23 protein-coding genes are annotated in these 20,463 nt (G+C 63.7%); 17 read left to right on the forward strand and 6 right to left on the reverse strand.

The window, feature by feature from the left end; all coding sequences use genetic code 11:
- Positions 1-19: 19 nt before the first annotated feature.
- Positions 20-412, reverse strand: a complete 393-nt coding sequence (locus JG743_RS12835; RefSeq protein WP_202300622.1) for a DoxX family protein — start codon at positions 410-412, stop codon at positions 20-22.
- Positions 413-611: 199 nt separating this feature from the next.
- Here JG743_RS12835 and JG743_RS12840 point away from each other — a divergent pair, with 199 nt between their 5' ends.
- Positions 612-1,100 (forward strand): hypothetical protein, encoded by a 489-nt coding sequence (locus JG743_RS12840; protein ID WP_202300624.1) that lies wholly within the window; start codon positions 612-614, stop codon positions 1,098-1,100.
- 37 nt (positions 1,101-1,137) lie between these two features.
- Here the strand turns inward: JG743_RS12840 and JG743_RS12845 are convergent, their stop codons facing one another.
- Positions 1,138-1,917: a VOC family protein gene (locus JG743_RS12845; RefSeq protein WP_202300633.1), complete on the reverse strand. Its 780-nt coding sequence runs from the start codon at positions 1,915-1,917 to the stop codon at positions 1,138-1,140.
- A gap of 172 nt (positions 1,918-2,089) precedes the next feature.
- Here JG743_RS12845 and JG743_RS12850 point away from each other — a divergent pair, with 172 nt between their 5' ends.
- From JG743_RS12850 to JG743_RS12875, 6 genes are all read left to right on the forward strand, one after another.
- Entirely contained in the window at positions 2,090-2,815 is a 726-nt protein-coding gene (locus JG743_RS12850) for a gamma-glutamylcyclotransferase (protein ID WP_202300635.1), read from the forward strand.
- A gap of 118 nt (positions 2,816-2,933) precedes the next feature.
- The gene (locus JG743_RS12855; RefSeq protein ID WP_202300637.1) at positions 2,934-4,298 is read left to right on the forward strand and encodes an NAD(P)-dependent oxidoreductase; all 1,365 of its coding nucleotides are present in this window, start codon (positions 2,934-2,936) and stop codon (positions 4,296-4,298) included.
- A 2-nt stretch (positions 4,299-4,300) separates the two neighbouring features.
- Positions 4,301-5,614, forward strand: coding sequence for an NAD-dependent dihydropyrimidine dehydrogenase subunit PreA (gene preA / locus JG743_RS12860; protein WP_202300639.1), 1,314 nt, complete (start codon positions 4,301-4,303; stop codon positions 5,612-5,614).
- A gap of 104 nt (positions 5,615-5,718) precedes the next feature.
- Positions 5,719-6,246 carry an RrF2 family transcriptional regulator gene (locus JG743_RS12865; protein WP_202300641.1) on the forward strand — a complete coding sequence of 176 codons (528 nt, stop codon included), beginning with the start codon at positions 5,719-5,721 and terminating at the stop codon, positions 6,244-6,246.
- 12 nt (positions 6,247-6,258) lie between these two features.
- Complete coding sequence (locus JG743_RS12870) at positions 6,259-6,717, forward strand: carboxymuconolactone decarboxylase family protein (protein WP_202300643.1); 459 nt, start codon at positions 6,259-6,261, stop codon at positions 6,715-6,717.
- 64 nt (positions 6,718-6,781) lie between these two features.
- Entirely contained in the window at positions 6,782-7,159 is a 378-nt protein-coding gene (locus tag JG743_RS12875) for a DoxX family protein (RefSeq protein ID WP_202300645.1), read from the forward strand.
- Positions 7,160-7,176: 17 nt separating this feature from the next.
- On the opposite strand, the gene JG743_RS12880 is transcribed toward JG743_RS12875, so the two are convergent.
- Positions 7,177-7,899, reverse strand: coding sequence for an SDR family oxidoreductase (locus JG743_RS12880; RefSeq protein WP_202300647.1), 723 nt, complete (start codon positions 7,897-7,899; stop codon positions 7,177-7,179).
- Complete coding sequence (locus JG743_RS12885; protein WP_202300660.1) at positions 7,896-8,741, reverse strand: SDR family NAD(P)-dependent oxidoreductase; 846 nt, start codon at positions 8,739-8,741, stop codon at positions 7,896-7,898. Before JG743_RS12885 ends, JG743_RS12880 begins: the two co-directional genes overlap by 4 nt.
- A 102-nt stretch (positions 8,742-8,843) precedes the next feature.
- Here JG743_RS12885 and JG743_RS12890 point away from each other — a divergent pair, with 102 nt between their 5' ends.
- Positions 8,844-9,716 (forward strand): helix-turn-helix transcriptional regulator, encoded by an 873-nt coding sequence (locus JG743_RS12890; RefSeq protein WP_202300662.1) that lies wholly within the window; start codon positions 8,844-8,846, stop codon positions 9,714-9,716.
- Positions 9,717-9,730: 14 nt separating this feature from the next.
- Here JG743_RS12890 and JG743_RS12895 read toward each other — a convergent pair whose 3' ends face one another.
- Positions 9,731-10,360, reverse strand: coding sequence for a TetR family transcriptional regulator C-terminal domain-containing protein (locus JG743_RS12895; protein WP_202300671.1), 630 nt, complete (start codon positions 10,358-10,360; stop codon positions 9,731-9,733).
- A gap of 254 nt (positions 10,361-10,614) precedes the next feature.
- On the opposite strand from JG743_RS12895, the gene JG743_RS12900 reads away from it, so the two are divergent.
- From JG743_RS12900 to JG743_RS12915, 4 genes are all read left to right on the forward strand, one after another.
- Positions 10,615-11,943, forward strand: a complete 1,329-nt coding sequence (locus JG743_RS12900) for an aspartate aminotransferase family protein (protein ID WP_202300673.1) — start codon at positions 10,615-10,617, stop codon at positions 11,941-11,943.
- A 70-nt stretch (positions 11,944-12,013) separates the two neighbouring features.
- A complete protein-coding gene (locus JG743_RS12905) occupies positions 12,014-13,264 on the forward strand; it encodes a Zn-dependent hydrolase (protein WP_202300675.1) in 1,251 nt (416 codons plus the stop codon).
- 65 nt (positions 13,265-13,329) lie between these two features.
- Positions 13,330-14,781 carry a dihydropyrimidinase gene (gene hydA, locus JG743_RS12910; protein WP_202300677.1) on the forward strand — a complete coding sequence of 484 codons (1,452 nt, stop codon included), beginning with the start codon at positions 13,330-13,332 and terminating at the stop codon, positions 14,779-14,781.
- Between the two features lie 2 nt (positions 14,782-14,783).
- Entirely contained in the window at positions 14,784-15,161 is a 378-nt protein-coding gene (locus tag JG743_RS12915; protein ID WP_202300679.1) for a hypothetical protein, read from the forward strand.
- Between the two features lie 143 nt (positions 15,162-15,304).
- Here the strand turns inward: JG743_RS12915 and JG743_RS12920 are convergent, their stop codons facing one another.
- The gene (locus JG743_RS12920; protein ID WP_446720892.1) at positions 15,305-15,709 is read right to left on the reverse strand and encodes a cupin domain-containing protein; all 405 of its coding nucleotides are present in this window, start codon (positions 15,707-15,709) and stop codon (positions 15,305-15,307) included.
- A gap of 131 nt (positions 15,710-15,840) precedes the next feature.
- Between JG743_RS12920 and JG743_RS12925 the strand changes: the two genes are divergently transcribed.
- From JG743_RS12925 to JG743_RS12945, 5 genes are all read left to right on the forward strand, one after another.
- On the forward strand, positions 15,841-16,632 hold the full coding sequence (locus JG743_RS12925) for an ABC transporter ATP-binding protein (RefSeq protein ID WP_202300683.1): 792 nt from the start codon (positions 15,841-15,843) through the stop codon (positions 16,630-16,632).
- The gene (locus tag JG743_RS12930; protein WP_202300684.1) at positions 16,622-17,203 is read left to right on the forward strand and encodes a hypothetical protein; all 582 of its coding nucleotides are present in this window, start codon (positions 16,622-16,624) and stop codon (positions 17,201-17,203) included. The genes JG743_RS12925 and JG743_RS12930 overlap by 11 nt, the downstream gene beginning before the upstream one ends.
- A gap of 207 nt (positions 17,204-17,410) precedes the next feature.
- Positions 17,411-18,289 (forward strand): ABC transporter permease, encoded by an 879-nt coding sequence (locus tag JG743_RS12935; protein WP_202300686.1) that lies wholly within the window; start codon positions 17,411-17,413, stop codon positions 18,287-18,289.
- Complete coding sequence (locus JG743_RS12940; protein WP_202300689.1) at positions 18,286-19,440, forward strand: ABC transporter permease; 1,155 nt, start codon at positions 18,286-18,288, stop codon at positions 19,438-19,440. The genes JG743_RS12935 and JG743_RS12940 overlap by 4 nt, the downstream gene beginning before the upstream one ends.
- Before the next feature lie 41 nt (positions 19,441-19,481).
- Positions 19,482-20,453, forward strand: a complete 972-nt coding sequence (locus tag JG743_RS12945) for an ABC transporter substrate-binding protein (protein WP_202300692.1) — start codon at positions 19,482-19,484, stop codon at positions 20,451-20,453.
- Positions 20,454-20,463: the final 10 nt, after the last annotated feature.

A 20,463-nucleotide genomic window follows, 5' to 3' on the forward strand; every position in this document is an offset into this window, starting at 1 on the left:
CGCGAACTTTCTACCGGGGTCAGGCGCTGCGACGATTGTCCAGGGCGAAGGCGCCGGCGCCGGCGAACACCAGATAGAGGAAGATGAAGCAGAAGGAGATCGCCGCGTCGCCGCTGTTGTTGACGGGGAAGAAGTCGCGCGGATAGTGCGCCATGAAATAGGCGATGGCCATCTCGCCGGCCAGAAGGAACGCCACTGGGCGCGTGAGGAGGCCGAGGCCCAACAGGATGCCGCCGGCGAATTCGAGGATGGCGGCCGTCAGCGTCAATCCAGTCAAGGTGCCGGCGTGTTCGCCGACCGGGAAATTGAACAGCTTCTGGGAACCGTGCTCGATGAACTGCAGCGCCGTCATGATGCGCAGCACGCCCAGGGCCTGTGGCCGGTATTGGGCTAGACCTTCAAAAAGCTTCATCTAAAACTCCATTTTGCCTCCCTGGACCGGCCATAAATTATCGCCCGGCAATGGACCATTCACTTCCCCTGGCCGGCCTTCAACAATCGGTGATTGGGAGGATCCGATCCCCCATATTTTCTCTCTCCATGGTTGCATATTGATCTCAATGGTTGTATTGATATGTGAAATGCTCCAAACCAAATGGGTTCGCTTTGCCATGAGAAAAGTCGTCATCAGCCTCTTCGCAATGCTTGCAGGCACCAGCTTCGCCGTGGCTGAGGATGCCGGCTGCGATGCCTTCAAATGGCCGGTGACACGCGAACAGGCACTGTTCTCGGAAGCGCCCGCCGCGGAGCCTGGCGCTGCCCTGACGGTCGGGCAGGCGATGGATTTCACGCTCGCAGCAGTCGACACGATCAGTTTTGCCGTGCCGCCGCAACGTGCGCCGGCAGCGGGCACGTTCGGCGCGACGGCAAGCATCGTCGTACCGCCGGAAGGCGAGCTCCAGATCAGCCTGTCGGATGAGGCCTGGATCGATGTCGTCCAAGACGGCCATGCCGTGAAATCGGCGGGTTTCAGCGGCGTGAAGACCTGCCCGGGCATTCGCAAGAGCGTGCGTTTCAAGCTGTCAGCCGGACCGGCCACCGTTCAGCTCAGCGGCAGCAAGAAGGCCGACCTCAAGGTGGCAGTGCTGACGCCGGAGTGAGCCGGCGCCAGTTTGATGAGGTAGCGCCGCTATCCGCCTAACGCGCCGGCGCGATAAGCGCGAAATGCGCACCTTGCGGATCCGTGCACTGGACGATCCAATCTCCGCCGGGCACCTCCATCGGCCCCATGATGACCTTGCCGCCATTGTCGGTGACGCGCTTGGCCGCCGCGTCGATGGCGGCGACGTTGAAGTAGAACTGCCAGGCCGGCACCGGGATCTGCTCAGGCTTGTTCATCATGCCGCCGACAGGCTCGCCGCCAGAAGCAAAGACCTGATAGGTGCCCATGGCCGGGCCCATGTCGAAGTCGCCAGCCTTGGTCCAGCCGAACTGGCCGGCATAGAAGTCGAGAGCCGCCTTCCAGTCCGTCGTGTAGAGCTCGTGCCAGCCGATATGGCCAGGCGTTCTCGCCGGCACAGGCGGCTGGTCGGGCTGGTTCGGCTGCAGGAACATGAAGGTCGCGCCCTGCGGGTCGGCAACAACGGCAAAGCGGCCGACGCCGGGAATGTCATCGGGCGCGCGGTGCACCGCGCCGCCTGCGTCCTTCAGCGAGTTCGTGGCGGCTTCGATGTCCGGGGTGTGGATATAGCCGAGCCAGGCCGGCGGCATGCCCATCCTGGCGGCGTCCTCAGGCAAGGTCATCAAGCCGCCGACGCCATGCTCGCCGGAATTCATGACGATATAGCGCGGCATGCCGGGAGCCTTGTCGAAGGGTTGGCCCTTCCAGCCGACAACGGCCGTGTAGAATATCTCGGCGGCGTCCAGGTCAGTGGTCATCAACTCGTACCAGAAGAACGGCATCGGGGACTTCGGCATCGTCATGCTCCTTGGTTTCCTCGGTTGATCATCCCGTGATCCATCTTAGGACGGTCCCGGCGACAGGAAACCGACATGGGCCGCAAATCGATGGCGGCAAGGTATCGTCCTCGCAATCTTGCGCGCCTCGCGGTTTTCGCCTTTGCTTGTCCATCAATGAGGGGGGCGATTCATGCGCCTGATGTCGCTTACGCCGGAGCTTGTGGCGCTCTGCCACCGGGAGGAAACCGATCCAGGTCCGGACGGCAGCTGGACGCAGTTGAACGATGACGATTTCCGCGCCCTTGCCCAGCGCCTTGCCAGTGAAGCCGACGAGGGGCCGCTGTGGGTTTTCGCTTATGGCTCGCTGATCTGGAAACCGGCCTTCGAATCGGTCGAGCAGCAACGCGCCTCGGCCCATGGCTGGCATCGCTCGTTCTGCCTCGACATTATGCGCTGGCGCGGCAGCGCCGCGCAGCCGGGGCTGATGATGGCGCTGGAACGGGGCGGGCGATGCGATGGCGTGATCTACCGTCTGCCGGACGGCGAGAAGCCGGCCCAGATCGAGAGGCTGCTGCGGCGTGAGATCGATGACCACGAGAGCATCGAGTCTGTCAGATGGGTTCCGGTGCGCACCGCGCAAGGTCCGCTTAGGGCGCTGGGCTTCTGGGTCGGGGTGACCGGCAGGGGCACATCGCTTGGGCAGCCGCTGGAAAAGGTGGCGCGGGTGCTGGCCCGCGCCTGCGGTCATGTCGGCTCAGGCGCCGAATACCTCTACAACACCGTCAGCCATCTCGAGACGTTCGGCATCCATGACCGCAATCTGTGGCGGCTGCAGGAACTGGTCGCGGACGAGATCAGGTCGATCCATCGACACAGGATCGGAAGCGAGGAGCCGTCCGCGGCCGTCGTTGTATAACATGAGTATGATTATCATGTTTTATCGAGGCTTTTCAGCGGCTTGCGCCGAAAATTGACCAATTGATAAAAAAATAAAACGTGCTAGCCTTCCCCAAAACAAAACAAGGGGAACCGGAATGGCGACTGGTCATTTCAAGGAAGGCATAGCCGGCGGCCGGCTGTCATCCGAGCAATATGCCGACAATTTTTCCGACCTGCATCCGCCGCTCGACCATCACGAGGCGCTGGTCGAGAGCGATCGCTGCTACTTCTGCTACGACGCGCCGTGCATGAACGCATGCCCGACCTCGATCGACATTCCTCTGTTCATCCGCCAGATCTCGACCGGCAATCCGCTCGGCTCGGCGAAGACCATTTTCGACCAGAACATCCTTGGCGGCATGTGCGCCCGCGTCTGCCCGACCGAGACGCTCTGCGAGGAGGTCTGCGTGCGCGAGGTGGCGGAGGGCAAGCCGGTGCAGATCGGCCGCCTGCAGCGCTACGCCACCGATGTCGCGATGAGTGAGGACAAGCAGTTCTACACGCGCGCCGAGCCGACCGGAAAGTCGGTCGCGGTGGTCGGCGCCGGTCCGGCCGGGCTTGCCGCCGCGCATCGGCTCGCCCGCCATGGCCATGAGGTGACCATATTGGAGGCGCGCGCGAAGGCCGGCGGCCTCAACGAATACGGCATCGCGGCCTACAAGAGCGTCGACAATTTCGCCCAGGCCGAGGTCGACTATGTCACCTCCATCGGCGGCATCGACATCCAGAACGGCAAAGCGCTCGGCCGCGACTACCAGCTCTCCGACCTGATCCGGAATTACGACGCGGTGTTCCTCGGCATGGGGCTTGGCGGCGTCAACGCGCTGCGTGCCGAAGGCGAGGACGCCGATGGTGTCAACAATGCCGTGGAATTCATCGCCGAGCTTCGCCAGGCGAGCGATCTTTCGGGCCTGCCGGTCGGCCGGCGCGTCGTCGTCATCGGCGGCGGCATGACGGCGATCGATGCCGCGGTGCAGTCGAAGCTGCTCGGCGCCGAGGAGGTGACGATCTGCTACCGGCGCGGCCAGGAGCACATGAATGCCTCCGGCTTCGAGCAGGATCTAGCCGCCGCCAACGGCGTCATCATCCGCCACTGGCTGCAGCCGAAGCGGGTCATTGCCGAGAACGGCAAGGTGTCGGCGATCGAACTCGAATACACGGCGATGAGCGGCGACAAGCTGGCCGGCACCGGCGAGCGGCTTACGCTTGCCGCCGACCAGGTGTTCAAGGCGATCGGCCAGAGCTTTGTGCCGGCCGCGCTGAACGGCAGCGGCGCTGCGATCGAGCTGGAAGGCGGCCGCATCAAGGTCGATGCCGAGGGCCGCACGTCGCTGGCCAAGGTCTGGGCCGGCGGCGACTGCATCTTTGGTGGCGACGACCTCACCGTCTCGGCCGTGGCGCAGGGCCGCGACGCGGCGGAATCCATCCACCGGGCACTGACCTCTAACGGGAGGGCATGAGCATGGCAGACATCCGCAACAATTTCGTCGGCATCAAGTCGCCCAATCCGTTCTGGCTGGCCTCGGCACCGCCGACCGACAAGGCCTACAACGTCATCCGCGCCTTCAAGGCGGGCTGGGGCGGCGTGGTCTGGAAGACGCTGGGCGAAGAGGGGCCGCCGGTGGTCAACGTCAACGGCCCGCGCTACGGCGCGATCTGGGGCGCCGACCGCCGCTTGCTCGGCCTGAACAACATCGAGCTGATCACCGACCGCGAGCTGCAGACCAATCTGCGCGAGATCAAGCAGGTCAAGCAGGATTGGCCCGATCGCGCCGTCGTCGTCTCGCTGATGGTGCCCTGCGTCGAGGAAAGCTGGAAGGCGATCCTGCCGGTGGTCGAGGAAACCGGCGCCGACGGCATCGAGCTCAATTTCGGCTGCCCGCATGGCATGTCGGAGCGCGGCATGGGCTCGGCGGTCGGCCAGGTGCCGGAATATATCGAAATGGTGGTGCGCTGGTGCAAAGCGAACACCCGCATGCCGGTCATCACCAAGCTGACGCCCAACATCACCGACATCCGCAAGCCGGCGCGGGCGGCGCACGCCGGCGGCACGGACGCTGTGTCGCTGATCAACACCATCAACTCGATCACCGGCGTCGATCTCGACAGTTTCGCACCGCAGCCGACGATCGACGGCAAGGGCTCGCATGGCGGCTATTGCGGCCCGGCGGTGAAGCCGATCGCCATGAACATGGTGGCCGAAATCGCGCGTGATTCTGAAACCCGCGGTCTGCCGATCTCCGGCATCGGCGGCATCACCACCTGGCGCGACGCGGCCGAATTCATGGCGCTGGGCGCCGGCAACGTGCAGGTCTGCACGGCGGCGATGACCTACGGCTTCAAGATCGTGCAGGAGATGATCGCCGGCCTCGAGAACTGGATGGACGAGAAAGGCCATGCCTCGCTCGACGAAATCGTCGGCCGCGCCACGCCCAACGTCACCGACTGGCAGTATCTCAACCTCAACTATGTCGCCAAGGCGCATATCAACCAGGACGCCTGCATCCAGTGCGGCCGCTGCCACATTGCCTGCGAGGACACTTCGCACCAGGCGATCACCAGCATGGTCGATGGCAAGAGACACTTCGAGGTGATCGACGCCGAGTGCGTTGGCTGCAATCTGTGCGTCAATGTCTGCCCGGTCGAGGGCTGCATCACCATGGAGCCGCTGGCCGCAGGCGCGATGGACGAGCGCACCGGCAAGCCGGTGTCGCCGATCTATGCCAACTGGACGACGCACCCGAACAATCCGATGGCCAAGGTGGCGGCGGAGTAGGCATTCGACAAAAAAGCGGCGCCTTCGGGCGCCGTTTTTCATTTTCCTATTGCAGATAAAAAATATCCACGATAAAAGATATCCATGAAATGGAGCGAGGCATCATGAAGCTGGGCGAGGGCGTCGAAGCGGCCATCCATTGCGCGGCCACGCTTGCCGGTGTGGACGGCAACAGCACCATGCCGGCTGCGGCCCTTGCGGAGTGCTTTGGCCTGTCACCTAGCTATCTCCTGAAGCACCTCAACATGCTGACGGCTTCCGGCATCCTGGAGTCGGTGCCGGGGCCGGCCGGCGGCTACCGGCTGGCGCGGCCGGCCGAGCGCATCACGCTGCTCGACATCGTGCTTGCCGTCGAGGGTAGAGAGCCGGCCTTCCGCTGCGGCGAGATCCGCCAGCGCGGCCCGGCCAAGCTCGACGCCTCGGCCTATGTGAAGCCGTGCGGCATCAATGCGGCGATGCTCAAGGCCGAGCGCGCCTATCGGGCAGCGCTCGACGAGGTCAGGCTGTCGGCGATCGTGGCCGACTATGTCAGCGAGGCCGATCCGCGCTCGGTCGCGGCGGGCTGCGCTTTCGTCGAACGTCACCAGCGGCCGCAGCGATCAGTTCAAAAAGTTCAACCAAGCAAAGCGTGAAAGGTAAGAGGTATGAAACAGAGGCTGCAATTCTTCGCCAAGGCGCCTGAAGTCATGAAAGCGGTGTCGGCGCTCAACAAGGCGGTCGACGAGTGCGGGCTGGAGAAAGGCCTTTTGCATTTGATCAAGCTGCGGGCCTCCCAGATCAACGGCTGCTCCTTCTGCGTCGACATGCACAGCCGCGAGGCGCGGCAGGACGGCGAGACCGAGCAGCGGCTCTATCTCGTCGCTGCCTGGAAGGAATCGCCGCTGTTTTCCGAGCGCGAGCGTGCCGCGCTGGCCTGGACCGAAGCGGTGACGAAGATTTCCGACAACGGCGTCCCGGACGAACTCTATGCGCGCACGCTGGCGCATTTCTCGGAAGAGGAACTGGTCAAGCTGTCCGTCGCGGTCGGCATGATCAACACCTGGAACCGGCTTTGCGTCCCGTTCCAGGCCATCCATCCGGTGCCGGCAGCGAAAGCTGCCTGACCAGTCCAACGACGGCGCGCGGGTCCAAGGGTGGACCCGCGCTTTTTGTTTTGGGATCAATGTCATGTTTGCGAATTTTCAGAACGAGATTCTGCTTGCCGCCCGCCTGCTGCTTGGCGGCGCCTTTGTCTTTGCCGGCCTGCGCAACATCCAGAACAGGGCTTTCCTCGCCCAGTTGATGGCAGGGCGCGGCGTGCCGCGGGCGGAACTGGCGCTATGGCTCGGCATCGTCGTGCAGATCGTCGCCGGCGCCCTGGTGATATCGGGCATCTTGACCGCGCTTGCGGCTGCTTGCCTGATCCTGTTCCTCATCGTTGCGACGCCGATGTTCCACAATTTCTGGGATCATCAAGGCCCGGAGCGTGCGGCCCGCATCAACGGCTTTGTCGGCAATGTCGCGCTGACTGGAGGGTTCCTAGCGCTGATGGCGCAGCCGCTCTGAGAGCGGCGACAGGCCGCTCAGGCGGCGTATCGCAGGCCGCCATCGCAGGTCAGCACCTGGCCGGTCATGAAGCCGTTGGAGACAAGGAAAGCGATCGCGTCGGCGACGTCCTCGGCGCGGCCGATGCGGCCGACCGGCGTCTTGCCGGCATATTCGGCAAAGACCGCTTGCCGCTGGTCGTCCGGCAGGAAATCCCACCACGGCGTGTCGATGACACCGGGCGCGACGACGTTGACGCGCAGCGGCTTGAGCTCGACGGCGAGGATCGGCGCCACTGTCAGAAGCATGCCGTTGATGGCGCCGATGCCAGCGATGCCGGGCGCCGCGAGCTGCGCCGATACGGCCGAAATGAAGGTCACCGATCCGGCTTTGCTCAGCGTCGGCAGGGCCGCCTGCAGGCAGGACAATTGCGGGCGGATCTTCTCGTCGACGCCGTTGCCGATGTCGGCGAGATCGAGGGTCACGAACGGCCCAAGCCCCTTGCCGCCGCTTGCGGCCAGGACGAGGTGATCGAACGGTCCGAGGTCGCCGAAGAACTGGTTGACCTCGTCCGGCTTCGAGGCATCGAAGGCAGCTTTCGCGGCAGCACCGCCAAGGCTCTTCCACGCGCTGTTGAGCTTATCCTCGTTGCGGCCGGTGATTGTCACTTTCATGCCCGGACCAACCAACTTGCGTGCAGTGGCAAGGCCTATGCCGGACGAGCCGCCGATAATGACGGTGTGCTGGATGTTCTCGCTCATGACTGCTGTTTCCTGCTTGTGGCTGAGGCACCCTCGATCAATTCGAGGCTCAAGGCCCGCAACTGGCGGCGTGCCCCTTCATTATAGGCTTGGGCGTCAGCGCGGGATTCGCGCTGGCCGTCGAAGTAAAGGCCGCTGCGTCCCTCGAGCGCCGGTGAGGCGGCGAGGTTGAAGATGGCGTCGGCGCCGGTCTCGACCGAGCTCCAGGGTGTGACGCCCGCCTGCCGGACCATGGTGGTATTCATGTAGCTTGCCGGATGCAGGGCGTTGACGGTGATGCCGCTGCCTTTCAGATGCTCCGCGAAGTCGATGGTGAACAGGATCTGCGCCAGCTTGCTCTGGCAGTAGGCGCGCACGCCGCTGTAGCCGTGGGTCAGCATGACATTGCCGAAGTCGATCGCCTGCTGGCCGGCCGAGGCGACATTGACGATGCGTGCCGGCGCGCTCGCCTTGAGCAGCGGCAGCAGTTCCGAGGTCAGCAGAAAGCCGGCGAGGTAGTTGACGGCGAAGCGCAGTTCGTAGCCGTCGGCGCTCACCTGTCGTTTCGAGTCCTGGCCGCCAGTTCCGACGCCTGCATTGCTGATCAATATGTCGAGCCGGTTTGTTTTGGCGCGCACGGCTTCGGCGAAGCGGCGAACCTCAGCCAGCGACGAGAGATCGGCAACAAGAAGCTCGGCCTTGCCGCCCGAAGCCTCGATGACCGAAACGACTGCCTTGCCTCGGCCTTCGTCGCGGCCGTGCACCAGCACGCGGGCGCCGCTTGCGCCGAGCCTCTCCGCGACAACGCGGCCAACGCCGTCGGTCGATCCGGTGATGAGGACGGTCTTGTCTTTCAGGTCCATGTTCAGAGCCTCCATGTTTCGCTCTGAACGCAAGATGGGGCGCCTGGCGTAGCGCAAACAGTTCAAACTTTATCCTGGTATCGATACTGCTATAATAGCGCGATGGACGCGATCACCCATTCGCCTGAGGACAGCCGCCGGCGCGAGCTTGGCGCCTTCCTGCGCTCGCGCCGGGAGAGGCTCTCGCCCGAGACCGCCGGCATCGCTTGCGGTGCGCGGCGGCGCACGCCCGGACTGAGACGCGAGGAAGTGGCGATGATCGCCGGCGTCGGCACGACCTGGTACACCTGGCTGGAACAGGGCAGGGATGTTCGCCCTTCAGTCGAAGTGCTGACGGCGCTCTCGGAGGCGTTGCGCCTGGACGCCGTCGAGAGACGGCACCTGTTCATCCTTGCCGGCCGCCAGCAGCCGGAGCGTCGCGCGGCGACGCCGGAAAAGGTCGAGGGTCCGCTGCTGCACATGCTGCAAAGCCTCGTCCTGCAGCCGGCCTATGTCGTCGGCCGGCGCTGGGACGTGCTCGCCTGGAACCCGGCGGCGGTGGCCGTGTTCGGGGATTATGGCCTGCTCGAGGGCGATGCCCGCAACATTGTCCACATGGTGTTCGCCAGCCCGCACCACCGCCGCCTGCTGGTCGACTGGGAAGAGCTTGCGCGCGTGGTGCTCGCTTCGTTTCGCGCGGAAAGCGCCAAATATGTCGGCGACCCGGATTTCGACCGGCTGATTGCGCTGATGATGCGCTCGAGCCCCGAGTTCCGTGCATGGTGGCCGCAGCGTGATGTGGCGCGGAGATTGTCAGGGGTGAAGCATGTCAGGCACCCGAGCGCCGGCGCCATGACATTCGAGCACATGAGCCTTTCGATCGACGACGGCTGCGACATGCGGCTGATCGTCTACACGCCGCTTGCCGAGCAGAACTCGATCGCAAAATTGCAGAAACTGCTCGACGCTCTGCCCGCCGAACGGCGCAGCGCCTGACGCTGTCCACAGGTTCAGCCTTTTGGCTTCAGCCCTTCGATAAACAACTGCTCGAGGAAGCGCGCTGCATCCTCGAAGCGGCCGTCGCCGCCGCGGTCGGCGCCGAGCACGGCGCGGACCTGGACATCGAAATCGGCATAGTGCTGGGTCGTTGCCCAGATCGAGAAGATCAGGTGCCAGGGGTCGGTGCGGGCGATCTTGCCTGCGCGCATCCAGCCCTTGATGACGGTGGCCTTCTCGTCCACCAGCGTCTTCAATTCGCCCTCCAGCATCGGCATGATGCGCGGCGCACCCTGCAGGATCTCATTGGCGAAGAGCCGGCTCTCGCGTGGAAAATCGCGCGCCATTTCGAGCTTGCGCCGGATATAGCTCCTGAGCTCGGTCAGCGGATCGCCGATGTCGTCGAGCTCCTTGAGCGGCGCCAGCCAGGTGTCGAGCAGGCGCTGCATCAGCGTTTCGTGAATGTCTTCCTTGCGCCGGAAGTAGTAGAGGAGGTTCGGCTTCGACATGCCGGCGGCTTCGGCGATCTGGTCGATGGTCGAGCCGCGAAAACCGTTGGTCGAGAAGACTTCGAGCGCTGCCTCCAGGATCAGCTCGCGCTTTTCCTGCTGGATGCGGGTGCGGCGAGGGGCTGAGCCTTCCATGGCGGCCGTCACCCCCGCAAACCTTCGCCGCGAGCGTCATCTGGACCAATTCTCTGGACCAGTTTTTCCTTGGCCTGTGGAGCGCGCTTCCGATGCCGCATTTCCGTTAGTAATCCCTTGACCGCCGACAGGGCGGTGCTAACGTTTGTCCAATCGGTCAAAATTTGCGTAGCACGAAAACGCAGCTGAGACCAAGTGCTGGGAAGACCAAGCGTTAGCCGCACCGAAACAGGTTACAAGGGGAAGTCTTGGTCATGTCCAACCGGCTGAAAGTCACGCCGAACGATCTCAGCGCATTCTGGATGCCGTTCACGGCGAACCGGCAATTCAAGCAGGCGCCGCGCATGTTCGTGTCCGCCAAGGACATGCATTACACGACCAGCGATGGCCGCAAGGTGCTCGACGGCACCGCCGGCCTCTGGTGCGTCAATGCCGGCCACTGCCGGCCGAAGATCACCGAAGCGATCCAGCACCAGGCGGCCGAGCTCGATTATGCGCCGGCCTTCCAGATGGGCCATCCGATCGTGTTCGAGCTGGCGAACCGGCTGGTCGACATCGCGCCGAAGGGCATGGACCATGTCTTCTTCACCAATTCCGGCTCGGAATCGGTGGACACCGCGCTGAAGATGGCGATCGCCTACCACCGCGCCCGCGGCGAGGGCGCGCGCACCCGGCTGATCGGCCGCGAGCGCGGCTATCACGGCGTCAATTTCGGCGGCATCTCGGTCGGCGGCATCGTCAACAACCGCAAGATGTTCGGCACGCTGCTTGGCGGCGTCGATCATATGCCGCATACGCATCTGCCGGAGAAGAACGCGTTCTCGAAGGGTGTGCCGGAGCACGGCGCCGAACTGGCGAACGAATTGGAGCGCATCGTCGCGCTGCATGACGCCTCGACCATCGCCGCCGTCATCGTCGAGCCGGTGGCCGGCTCGACCGGCGTCATCCTGCCGCCGAAGGGTTATCTGCAGAAGCTGCGTGAGATCTGCACCAAGCACGGCATCCTGTTGATCTTCGACGAGGTCATCACCGGTTTCGGCCGCCTCGGCACGCCGTTCGCGGCCGACTATTTCGGCGTCACGCCCGACATCATGACCACCGCCAAGGGCGTCTCCAACGGCGTCATCCCGATGGGCGCGGTGTTCGTCAAGAAGGAGATTCACGACGCCTTCATGACCGGCCCCGATCACATGATCGAGTTCTTCCACGGCTACACCTATTCGGGCAACCCGATCGCCTGCGCCGCCGCACTCGGCACGCTCGACACCTACAAGGACGAGGGCCTGCTGACCCGTGGCGAGGAGCTGGCGCCCTATTGGGAAGACGCGCTGCATTCGCTGAAGGGCGAGCCGAACGTCATCGATGTCAGAAACATCGGCCTGATCGGCGCGATCGAGCTGGCGCCGATCGCCGGGCAGCCGACGAAGCGTGCGTTCTCGGCCTTTATCAAGGCGTTCGAACGCGGTGCGCTGATCCGCACCACCGGCGACATCATCGCGCTGTCGCCGCCGCTGATCATCACCAAGGGCCAGATCAACGAATTGATCGACCACCTGCGGGATGTCCTGCGCTCGATAGACTAGACTTGCTTTGTCCAGTGGGGCGGCGTCGGGAACCGCCGCCCCACCGGATAGTGAAATGAGAGGACTTTGAATGGCCGCCCCCGGCGAGAATCTGCGAATCAATTCAGACCGTTTGTGGGATTCCATCATGGAGATGGCGAAGATCGGCCCCGGCATTGCCGGCGGCAACAATCGCCAGACCGTGACCGACGAGGACGGCGAAGGCCGGCATCTGTTCAAGCGCTGGTGCGAGGCCGCCGGCCTTGAAATGGGCCTCGACGAGATGGGCACGATGTTTGCCCGCCGCGAGGGCACCGATCCCAGCCTGCCGCCGGTCTATGTCGGCAGCCATCTCGACACCCAGCCGACCGGCGGCAAGTATGACGGCGTGCTCGGCGTGCTCGGCGGTCTGGAAGTCGTGCGCTCGCTCAACGATCTCGGCATCAAGACCAAACATCCGATCGTCGTCACCAACTGGACGAACGAGGAGGGCGCGCGCTTTGCGCCGGCCATGATGGCGTCCGGCGTCTTCGCCGGCGTCCTCGACCAGGCCGATGTCTACGAACATGTCGACAAGGACGGCAAGAAGTTCGGCGCGGAGCTCGATCGCATCGGCTGGAAGGGCACCGAGAAGGTCGGTGACCGCAAGATCCATGCCTTCTTCGAACTGCATATCGAGCAGGGGCCGATCCTTGAGGACGAGGGCATCGATATCGGTGTCGTCACGCACGGCCAGGGCCTCAAATGGCTGCAGGTGACGCTGACCGGCAAGGAGGCGCATACCGGTTCGACGCCGATGCCGAAGCGCCGCAATGCCGGGCTCGGCATGGCGCGGGTGATCGAGCTGGTGCACGAGATCGCAATGGACTACCAGCCGGACGCCGTTGGCGCCGTCGGCCACATGCAGGCCTATCCGAACTCGCGCAACATCATTGCCGGGCGCACCGTCTTCACCATCGACATCCGCTCGCCGGAAAAGGAAGTGCTCGACGCCATGGATGCCCGCGTGCGCGAAGGCATCGACACGATTTGCGACGCGCTCGACATCAAGTACCAGATTGAGCAGGTCGGCCATTTCGACCCGGTCACCTTCGACAAGAACTGCGTCAAGGCGATCCGTGATGCCGCCGAACGGCTGGGCTACACGCATCGCAACATCGTCTCCGGCGCCGGCCACGATGCCTGCTGGATCAATCGCGTCGCCCCGACGGCGATGGTGATGTGCCCCTGCGTCGACGGACTCAGCCATAACGAGGCCGAGGAGATCACCAAGGAATGGGCCGGCGCCGGCGCCGACGTGCTGTTCCATGCGGTGGTGGAGACGGCGGTGATCGTCGAATGACCGAATAGACCCACCACCGCACGAACGCCGCTCGCAAAGAAGCGCGACAGAACAGGGGAACAGAAATGACCAAAGTCATCCGAAACGGCACGATCGTCACCGCCGATCGCACGTGGAAGGCCGATCTGCTGATGCAGCACGGCAAGATTGTCGCCATTGGTTCGAACCTGCACGGCGACCATGAGTTCGACGCCACCGGCTGCTATGTCATGCCGGGCGGCATCGATCCGCACACCCATCTCGAAATGCCGTTCATGGGCACCTATTCGGCCGATGACTTCGAGTCCGGCACCCGCGCCGCGCTCTCCGGCGGCACGACGATGGTGGTCGATTTCTGCCTGCCGGCGCCGAAGCAGTCGCTCCTCGAAGCCCTGCAGATGTGGGACAACAAGACCTCTAGGGCAGCCTGCGACTATTCCTTCCACATGGCGGTCACCTGGTGGGGCAAGCAGGTGTTCGACGAGATGGCGACCGTCGTCGACAGGGGCATCACCTCGTTCAAGCACTTTATGGCCTACAAAGGCGCGCTGATGGTCGACGACGACGAGATGTACGCGTCGTTCCAGCGCTGCGCCGATCTCGGCGCGCTGCCGCTGGTGCATGCCGAGAATGGCGACGTGGTCGCGGCACTCTCGCAGAAGCTGCTCGCCGCCGGCAACAACGGTCCCGAGGGCCATGCCTATTCGCGACCGCCGGAAGTGGAAGGCGAGGCGACCAACCGCGCCATCATGATCGCCGATATGGCGGGCGTGCCGCTCTATGTCGTGCACGTCTCCTGCGAGCAGGCGCATGAAGCCATCCGTCGGGCGCGCCAGAAGGGCATGCGCGTGTTTGGCGAGCCGCTTATCCAGCACCTGACGCTCGACGAGAGCGAGTATTTCAACAAGGACTGGGACCACGCCGCGCGCCGCGTGATGAGCCCGCCCTTCCGCAACAAGCTGCACCAGGATTCGCTGTGGGCTGGCCTGCAGGCCGGGTCGCTGCAGGTGGTGGCGACCGACCACTGCTCGTTCACCACCAAGCAGAAGCGCAACGGCGTCGGCGACTTCACCAAGATCCCGAACGGCACGGGCGGCCTCGAGGACCGCCTGCCGGTACTGTGGACGACGGGCGTCAACACCGGCCGGCTGACGATGAACGAGTTCGTCGCGGTGACCTCGACCAACATCGCCAAGATCCTCAACATGTATCCGAAGAAGGGTGCCATCGTCGAAGGCGCGGACGCCGACATCCTGGTCTGGGATCCGAGGCGCAAGAAGACGATCACCTCGAAGAAGCAGCAGTCGGTGATCGATTACAACGTCTTCGAAGGTTTTGAGGTGACCGGCCTGCCGCGCTTCGTCTTTTCGCGCGGCGAACTGTCGATCGAGGAGGCGGAGGTCAAGGCCAAGGTCGGCCATGGCGAGTTCGTGGCGCGCGAGCCGAATGCGGCGGTCAACCGGGCGCTGTCGACCTGGAAGGAGATCAGCGCGCCGCGCAAGGTGGAGCGCACGGGCATTCCGGCGACCGGGGTCTGAGCGTGCGCGCTGTTCAACTTGCCATCACGGCCGCATGGCTGCTGGCCGCCGGCCAGGCTTCGGCCGCCACGATCGACCTCTCCAAGCCCTACGGCAACAAGTCCGGCTGCATCAACAAGAACGGCCAGGAAGTCTATGCCGAGGACATGCTGCTGTTGACCGACGAGGCATTCGTCACGGTGGCGAGCGCCTGCACCTTCACCGAAAAGAAGGCTCAAGCCGACGGCTCGCTGCTGGTGAAAGCACAATGCGAGGCGGAGGGCGAGGAAGGGCAGACGCCCGCCCAGTTCACCATCAAGCGTAGCGCCAAGAACGCCAAGAAGCTGGTCATCGCCGACGAGGACGGCAACGTCATGGGAGAAGTCTCCCGGTGCAAATGACGCTTGGAGTTTTTCCCTCGATTCCGAAGCGAGACAGCATTTGTGCGACGCCAAGCGATTCCGCTTGGCTGCAAAATGCCCTATCTCTTTGTTTTTGCGCAATTCCGGACGGAAAACCGTTACACACTTTTCCTGGAATTGCTTCAGGCAACCAGCGCATCCAGTTCCGGCAGCAGGACGACGCTTTCCTGCTCGTTGGGATCGGTGCGCGCGATGACCGCCGAGGCCGGGTTGCCGCTCAGATTGGCGGGCAGATGCGGCACGCCGGCCGGGATGTAGAAGAGGTCGCCGGCCTTGACGAGGATGTGCTGTTCGAGCCGGTCGCCATACCAGGTGTGCACCTCGCCGGAGAGCACGTAGATCGCCGTCTCGTGGCTTTCATGCATATGCGCTTTGGCGCGGGCGCCCGGCGGCATGGTGAGCAGATGCATGCAGATGCCGGAAGAGCCCACGGTTTCGGCGGCGATGCCGGCGAAATAGCTCAGCCCCTGCTTGCCTTCATAAGAGCTTTCGGGGCGGATAAGATGACAAGTGGGTTTGGGCGACATCGGCAAGGCTCCGGGCGTCGATCAGATGGGACAAGGGCGAGTAGGACAGGGCGAGTGGAAAACAACGCAATCGCAAAATCAACCGGATTTCGGCCGGCGCGGCAGCGGCTGCGAAAGGCAGGCGCCAGCCAATGACCGGACAGTCGCCAGCCGTCGTTTCGGCAAGCAAGCTTGGCCTGACGTTCCAGACCAATGATGGTCCGGTGCAGGCACTGTCCAATGTCGATCTGACCATCGGCAAAGGCGAATTCGTCTCCTTCATCGGCCCATCCGGCTGCGGCAAGACGACCTTGCTCAGGGTCATCGCCGATCTGGAGAAGCCGACCTCGGGAACGATCTCGGTCAACGGCATGACGCCGGAGCAAGCGCGCGAGAAACGCGCCTATGGCTATGTCTTCCAGGCAGCCGCCCTTTTCCCGTGGCGCACGATCGAGCGCAACGTGGCGCTGCCGCTGGAGATCATCGGCCTCTCCAAGGTGGAGCAGGCGGAGCGCATCAAGCGCACGCTGGAACTGGTCAACCTGTCCGGCTTCGAGAAGAAATATCCCTGGCAGCTTTCCGGCGGCATGCAGCAGCGCGCCTCGATCGCGCGCGCCTTGGCCTTTGATGCCGATCTCCTGCTGATGGACGAGCCGTTCGGCGCGCTGGACGAGATCGTGCGCGACCACCTCAACGAACAGCTTCTGGAATTGTGGGAGCGGACTAACAAGACGATCTGTTTCGTCACGCACTCCATCCCGGAGGCGGTGTATCTCTCGACGCGCATCGTCGTCATGTCGCCGCGTCCGGGCCGCGTCAGCGACATCATCGAATCGACGCTGCCAAGAAAGCGGCCGCTGGACATCCGCGAGACCCCGGAATTCCTGGCGATCGCGGCGCGCGTGCGCGACGGCCTGAGGGCAGGGCACAGCTATGACGATTGAGCGGGGGTCAGCGATCCTGAGGGGTTTTGTTCCCTGGGTGTTCGTTTTCAGTTGCTTTTGGGCAATTGAGGCGTTCGCTCAAGCCGATGCTCCGCCGTATGTTTTCTCGCGGGACGGCGAGTTCAGCTCGGTGGTTCTGATTACGGCTGATGCGGACTGGCAAGAAAAATGGAACACGGCTGTATCGGATATTCCACGTATCGGCACGGTGAAGGAACTTGGCCTCGGTGATGCAGCGACCGTTCTTGTTTTATTTTCTGGAGCCCAGCCGGCAAATGGCCGTCTTGAAGTCCTGTGCAAAATCGAGATCGCCAAGCCGAACGGCGTGATTCAAACCATGCCCGAGGCACCCTGCTATGATGAGGTTTCGAGGGGGCAACGCAAAAACGTCCTGCTTGCGAACGCGCGCGTCGAGTTCAAAGTCGAAGCAGGCGACCCCGTCGGTTTGTGGCGGTTTCGGATAGCGGTTCGCGATCAGAATAGCTCGGCGCGGACAGCGGCCGAAATAGGTGTGCGGGTTCTGGATCACGGCATAGGCCCTGAAGGGCCCACGCGCGGGGCGAAGCCATGATGGTTGAGTACCTTCACGCGCGAGCTGGGCGCACCATGGCGGGGGCGATGTTCCGCACCGCCGCGGAGGAGATAGGTAAAGGCATGGATCCTAGGGTCTGCGCCGCGTCGCTTCGCTCCTTGCACCGCCCTAGGATGACGAAGTTCAGGCGCGGCCATCAATTCACCTCAAGTGGGCAAACAGCGTCCGTTCCAGGAGCGTTGCTCCATGGATAGCTTTCGCGACAAGATCGTTCCAGTGACCTCGATCCTCGTGGGCGTGGTGGTCGTCTGGTATGTCTTCGCCGTCATCCTCAACGCGCCATTCCAGCGCGATCTCGACACGCGCGCCAACGAGACGCCCGGCACCGTCGAATTCATCGGCAAGACGCTGTCGCAGCCAAAGCCGACGCTGCCGGCGCCGCATCAGGTGGCGGTGAACTTCTTCGAGAACACTTTTCTGCGCAGCGTCACGTCGAACCGGAGCCTGGTCTACAACGCCTGGGTGACGCTATCCTCGACGCTGCTCGGCTTTGCCTTCGGCACCGCGCTCGGCATCGTCATCGCCGTCGGCATCGTGCATGTCGCGACGCTCGACCGCAGCCTGATGCCGTGGATCATCGCCTCGCAGACCATTCCCATCCTGGCGGTGGCGCCGATGATCATCGTCGTGCTGGCGGCGATCGGCATCACCGGCCTGATCCCGAAGGCGTTGATCTCGACCTATCTGTCCTTTTTCCCCGTCGCCGTCGGCATGGTGAAGGGCCTCCGCTCGCCCGAGATCATGCATCTCGACCTGATGCACACCTACAACGCCAGCCGCACGCAGACCTTCTGGAAGCTCAGGGTGCCGGCCTCGGTGCCGTTCCTGTTCACCTCGATGAAGGTCGCGGTGGCAGCAAGCCTCGTCGGCGCCATCGTCGGCGAACTGCCGACGGGTGCGGTCGCCGGCATCGGCGCCAAACTGCTTGCCGGCGCCTACTACAGCCAGTCGATCGACATCTGGTCTGCCTTGGTCGCCGGCTCCATCGTGGCGGCGCTGCTGGTCATGGTGGTCGGCATTGCCGGCTGCCTCGTCGACCGCGCCATGGGCGGGAGGCCGGCATGAACTGGCTGAAGCCATCCTGGCAAGCGGTGCTGGCGATCCTGCTCTGCCTGGTCGCGCTGGCGCTCGGTGCCATGTCGAAGCCGGAGGCGGCGGCACTGGCGCAACCCGAGGCGTCTTTCGACTATCCCTACCTTGCGACAAAGGGGCTGATGTTCGGCCTGCTGGTGATCGCTGCGCTTGGCTCGATGACCAGGCTGCCGCCCATCGTCGAGGCACTGGTGCTGTTCGTCGGCGCGCATCTCACCGCCTGGCTGTTGATCTCGGGCATAAACGGGTTCGAAGGCACCGCACTGGCGCCGTATTTCCTGGTGCTCGCCGCTGCCTGGCTGCTGGGATGGCGCTGCGTGGCGGTGCTGTCTTCCCTGCGCCCAATTGCGAACTGGGCTCGGACAGCGTTGCGCCTGATCATCCCCGCCATCTTCGGCGCCTGGATCCTGATCATCTGGGAGGCGGTGACACGCGGCGCCGGCATCCCCTTCATCCTGTTGCCGCCGCCGAGCGCCATCGGCGCGCGCATCGCCGGTTCGCTGCCGGTGCTGGGGGCGGACGTGCGGCAGACCATCTTCAAGGCGGTCATCTTCGGCTATGTCGTCGGCAGCGGCGCGGGCTTCCTCGCTGCAATCGCGGCCGACCGCGTGCCGTTCCTCAGGCGCGGGCTTCTGCCGATCGGCAACATGGTCTCGGCGCTGCCGATCATCGGCGTGGCGCCAATCATGGTCATGTGGTTCGGCTTCGACTGGCCGTCCAAGGCGGCGGTCGTCATCATCATGACCTTCTTCCCGATGCTGGTGAACACGGTCGCCGGTCTCGCCGCGTCCGGCCATATGGAGCGCGACCTGATGCGCACCTATGCGTCGGGCTATTGGCCGACGCTCATCAAGCTCAGGTTGCCGGCCGCCGCTCCCTTCATCTTCAACGCGCTGAAGATCAATTCGACGCTGGCGCTGATCGGCGCCATCGTCGCGGAGTTCTTCGGCACGCCCGTCGTCGGCATGGGATTCCGCATTTCGACCGAGGTCGGGCGGATGAACATCGACATGGTCTGGGCCGAAATCGCAGTTGCAGCACTGGCGGGTTCGGTCTTTTATGGCGTGGTCGCTCTTGTCGAAAGAGCCGTCACGTTTTGGCATCCCTCTGTCCGTGGTGGATAGGGGCGGTGGGTTTAAGGGTGCTAACTTCAGAGGGTAAAAACATGAAAAGACTTATTATTCCTGTCCTGGCCGGCGCGATGTCGCTGGCTGCATTCCAGGCAATGGCGGCCGACAAGGTGACGCTGCAGCTGAAGTGGGTCACGCAGGCCCAGTTCGCCGGTTACTATGTCGCCAAGGCCAAAGGCTTCTATGAGGCCGAGGGCCTCGACGTCGACATCAAGCCGGGCGGCCCCGACATAGCGCCCGAGCAGGTGATCGCCGGCGGCGGCGCCGACGTCATCGTCGACTGGATGGGCGGCGCTCTTGCCGCGCGCGAGAAGGGCGTGCCGCTGGTCAACATCGCCCAGCCGTTCAAGAAGGCCGGCATGGAGCTGGTTTGCCCGAAGGACGGCCCGATCAAGACCGAAGCCGACTTCAAGGGCCACACGCTCGGCGTCTGGTTCTTCGGCAACGAGTATCCGTTCTACGCCTGGATGAACAAGCTCGGCCTCAAGACCGAGGGCGGCCCGGACGGCGTCACCGTGCTCAAGCAGAGCTTCGACGTGCAGCCGCTGATCCAGAAGCAGGCCGACTGCATCTCGGTCATGACCTATAACGAGTACTGGCAGCTGATCGACGCCGGCTACAAGCCGGAGCAGCTGACCGTGTTCAACTACTCGGCCATGGGCAACGACCTGCTCGAGGACGGTCTCTATGCGCTCGAGGACAAGCTCAAGGATCCGGCCTTCGAGGACAAGATGGTGCGTTTCGTGCGCGCTTCGATGAAGGGCTGGAAATACGCCGTCGACAATTCGGATGAGGCGGCCGGCATCGTCATGGACAATGGCGGCCAGGACGAGAACCACCAGAAGCGGATGATGGGCGAGGTTGCCAAGCTGATCGACAATGCCGACGGCAAGCTCGATCCGGCGACTTACGAGCGCACCGCCAAGGCGCTGCTCGACCAGAAGATCATCGCCAAGGAGCCTGCTGGCGCCTACACGACGGCGATCACCGACAAGGCGGTCAAATAGGCCCGACTAG

Origin of the sequence: Mesorhizobium sp. 131-2-1, from assembly GCF_016756535.1 — a bacterium.
In the GTDB taxonomy this organism is placed as follows: Bacteria; Pseudomonadota; Alphaproteobacteria; order Rhizobiales; family Rhizobiaceae; genus Mesorhizobium.

Excerpts from the sequence above, each read along its gene's own strand:
- JG743_RS12835 (WP_202300622.1), bottom strand. The coding sequence starts at position 412 with ATGAAGCTTTTTGAAGGTCTAGCCCAATACCGGCCACAGGCCCTGGGC.
- JG743_RS12840 (WP_202300624.1), top strand. The coding sequence starts at position 612 with ATGAGAAAAGTCGTCATCAGCCTCTTCGCAATGCTTGCAGGCACCAGC.
- JG743_RS12845 (WP_202300633.1), bottom strand. The coding sequence starts at position 1,917 with ATGCCGAAGTCCCCGATGCCGTTCTTCTGGTACGAGTTGATGACCACT.
- JG743_RS12850 (WP_202300635.1), top strand. The coding sequence starts at position 2,090 with ATGCGCCTGATGTCGCTTACGCCGGAGCTTGTGGCGCTCTGCCACCGG.
- JG743_RS12855 (WP_202300637.1), top strand. The coding sequence starts at position 2,934 with ATGGCGACTGGTCATTTCAAGGAAGGCATAGCCGGCGGCCGGCTGTCA.
- preA (WP_202300639.1), top strand. The coding sequence starts at position 4,301 with ATGGCAGACATCCGCAACAATTTCGTCGGCATCAAGTCGCCCAATCCG.
- JG743_RS12865 (WP_202300641.1), top strand. The coding sequence starts at position 5,719 with ATGAAGCTGGGCGAGGGCGTCGAAGCGGCCATCCATTGCGCGGCCACG.
- JG743_RS12870 (WP_202300643.1), top strand. The coding sequence starts at position 6,259 with ATGAAACAGAGGCTGCAATTCTTCGCCAAGGCGCCTGAAGTCATGAAA.
- JG743_RS12875 (WP_202300645.1), top strand. The coding sequence starts at position 6,782 with ATGTTTGCGAATTTTCAGAACGAGATTCTGCTTGCCGCCCGCCTGCTG.
- JG743_RS12880 (WP_202300647.1), bottom strand. The coding sequence starts at position 7,899 with ATGAGCGAGAACATCCAGCACACCGTCATTATCGGCGGCTCGTCCGGC.
- JG743_RS12885 (WP_202300660.1), bottom strand. The coding sequence starts at position 8,741 with ATGGACCTGAAAGACAAGACCGTCCTCATCACCGGATCGACCGACGGC.
- JG743_RS12890 (WP_202300662.1), top strand. The coding sequence starts at position 8,844 with ATGGACGCGATCACCCATTCGCCTGAGGACAGCCGCCGGCGCGAGCTT.
- JG743_RS12895 (WP_202300671.1), bottom strand. The coding sequence starts at position 10,360 with ATGGAAGGCTCAGCCCCTCGCCGCACCCGCATCCAGCAGGAAAAGCGC.
- JG743_RS12900 (WP_202300673.1), top strand. The coding sequence starts at position 10,615 with ATGTCCAACCGGCTGAAAGTCACGCCGAACGATCTCAGCGCATTCTGG.
- JG743_RS12905 (WP_202300675.1), top strand. The coding sequence starts at position 12,014 with ATGGCCGCCCCCGGCGAGAATCTGCGAATCAATTCAGACCGTTTGTGG.
- hydA (WP_202300677.1), top strand. The coding sequence starts at position 13,330 with ATGACCAAAGTCATCCGAAACGGCACGATCGTCACCGCCGATCGCACG.
- JG743_RS12920 (WP_446720892.1), bottom strand. The coding sequence starts at position 15,709 with ATGTCGCCCAAACCCACTTGTCATCTTATCCGCCCCGAAAGCTCTTAT.
- JG743_RS12925 (WP_202300683.1), top strand. The coding sequence starts at position 15,841 with ATGACCGGACAGTCGCCAGCCGTCGTTTCGGCAAGCAAGCTTGGCCTG.
- JG743_RS12930 (WP_202300684.1), top strand. The coding sequence starts at position 16,622 with ATGACGATTGAGCGGGGGTCAGCGATCCTGAGGGGTTTTGTTCCCTGG.
- JG743_RS12935 (WP_202300686.1), top strand. The coding sequence starts at position 17,411 with ATGGATAGCTTTCGCGACAAGATCGTTCCAGTGACCTCGATCCTCGTG.
- JG743_RS12940 (WP_202300689.1), top strand. The coding sequence starts at position 18,286 with ATGAACTGGCTGAAGCCATCCTGGCAAGCGGTGCTGGCGATCCTGCTC.
- JG743_RS12945 (WP_202300692.1), top strand. The coding sequence starts at position 19,482 with ATGAAAAGACTTATTATTCCTGTCCTGGCCGGCGCGATGTCGCTGGCT.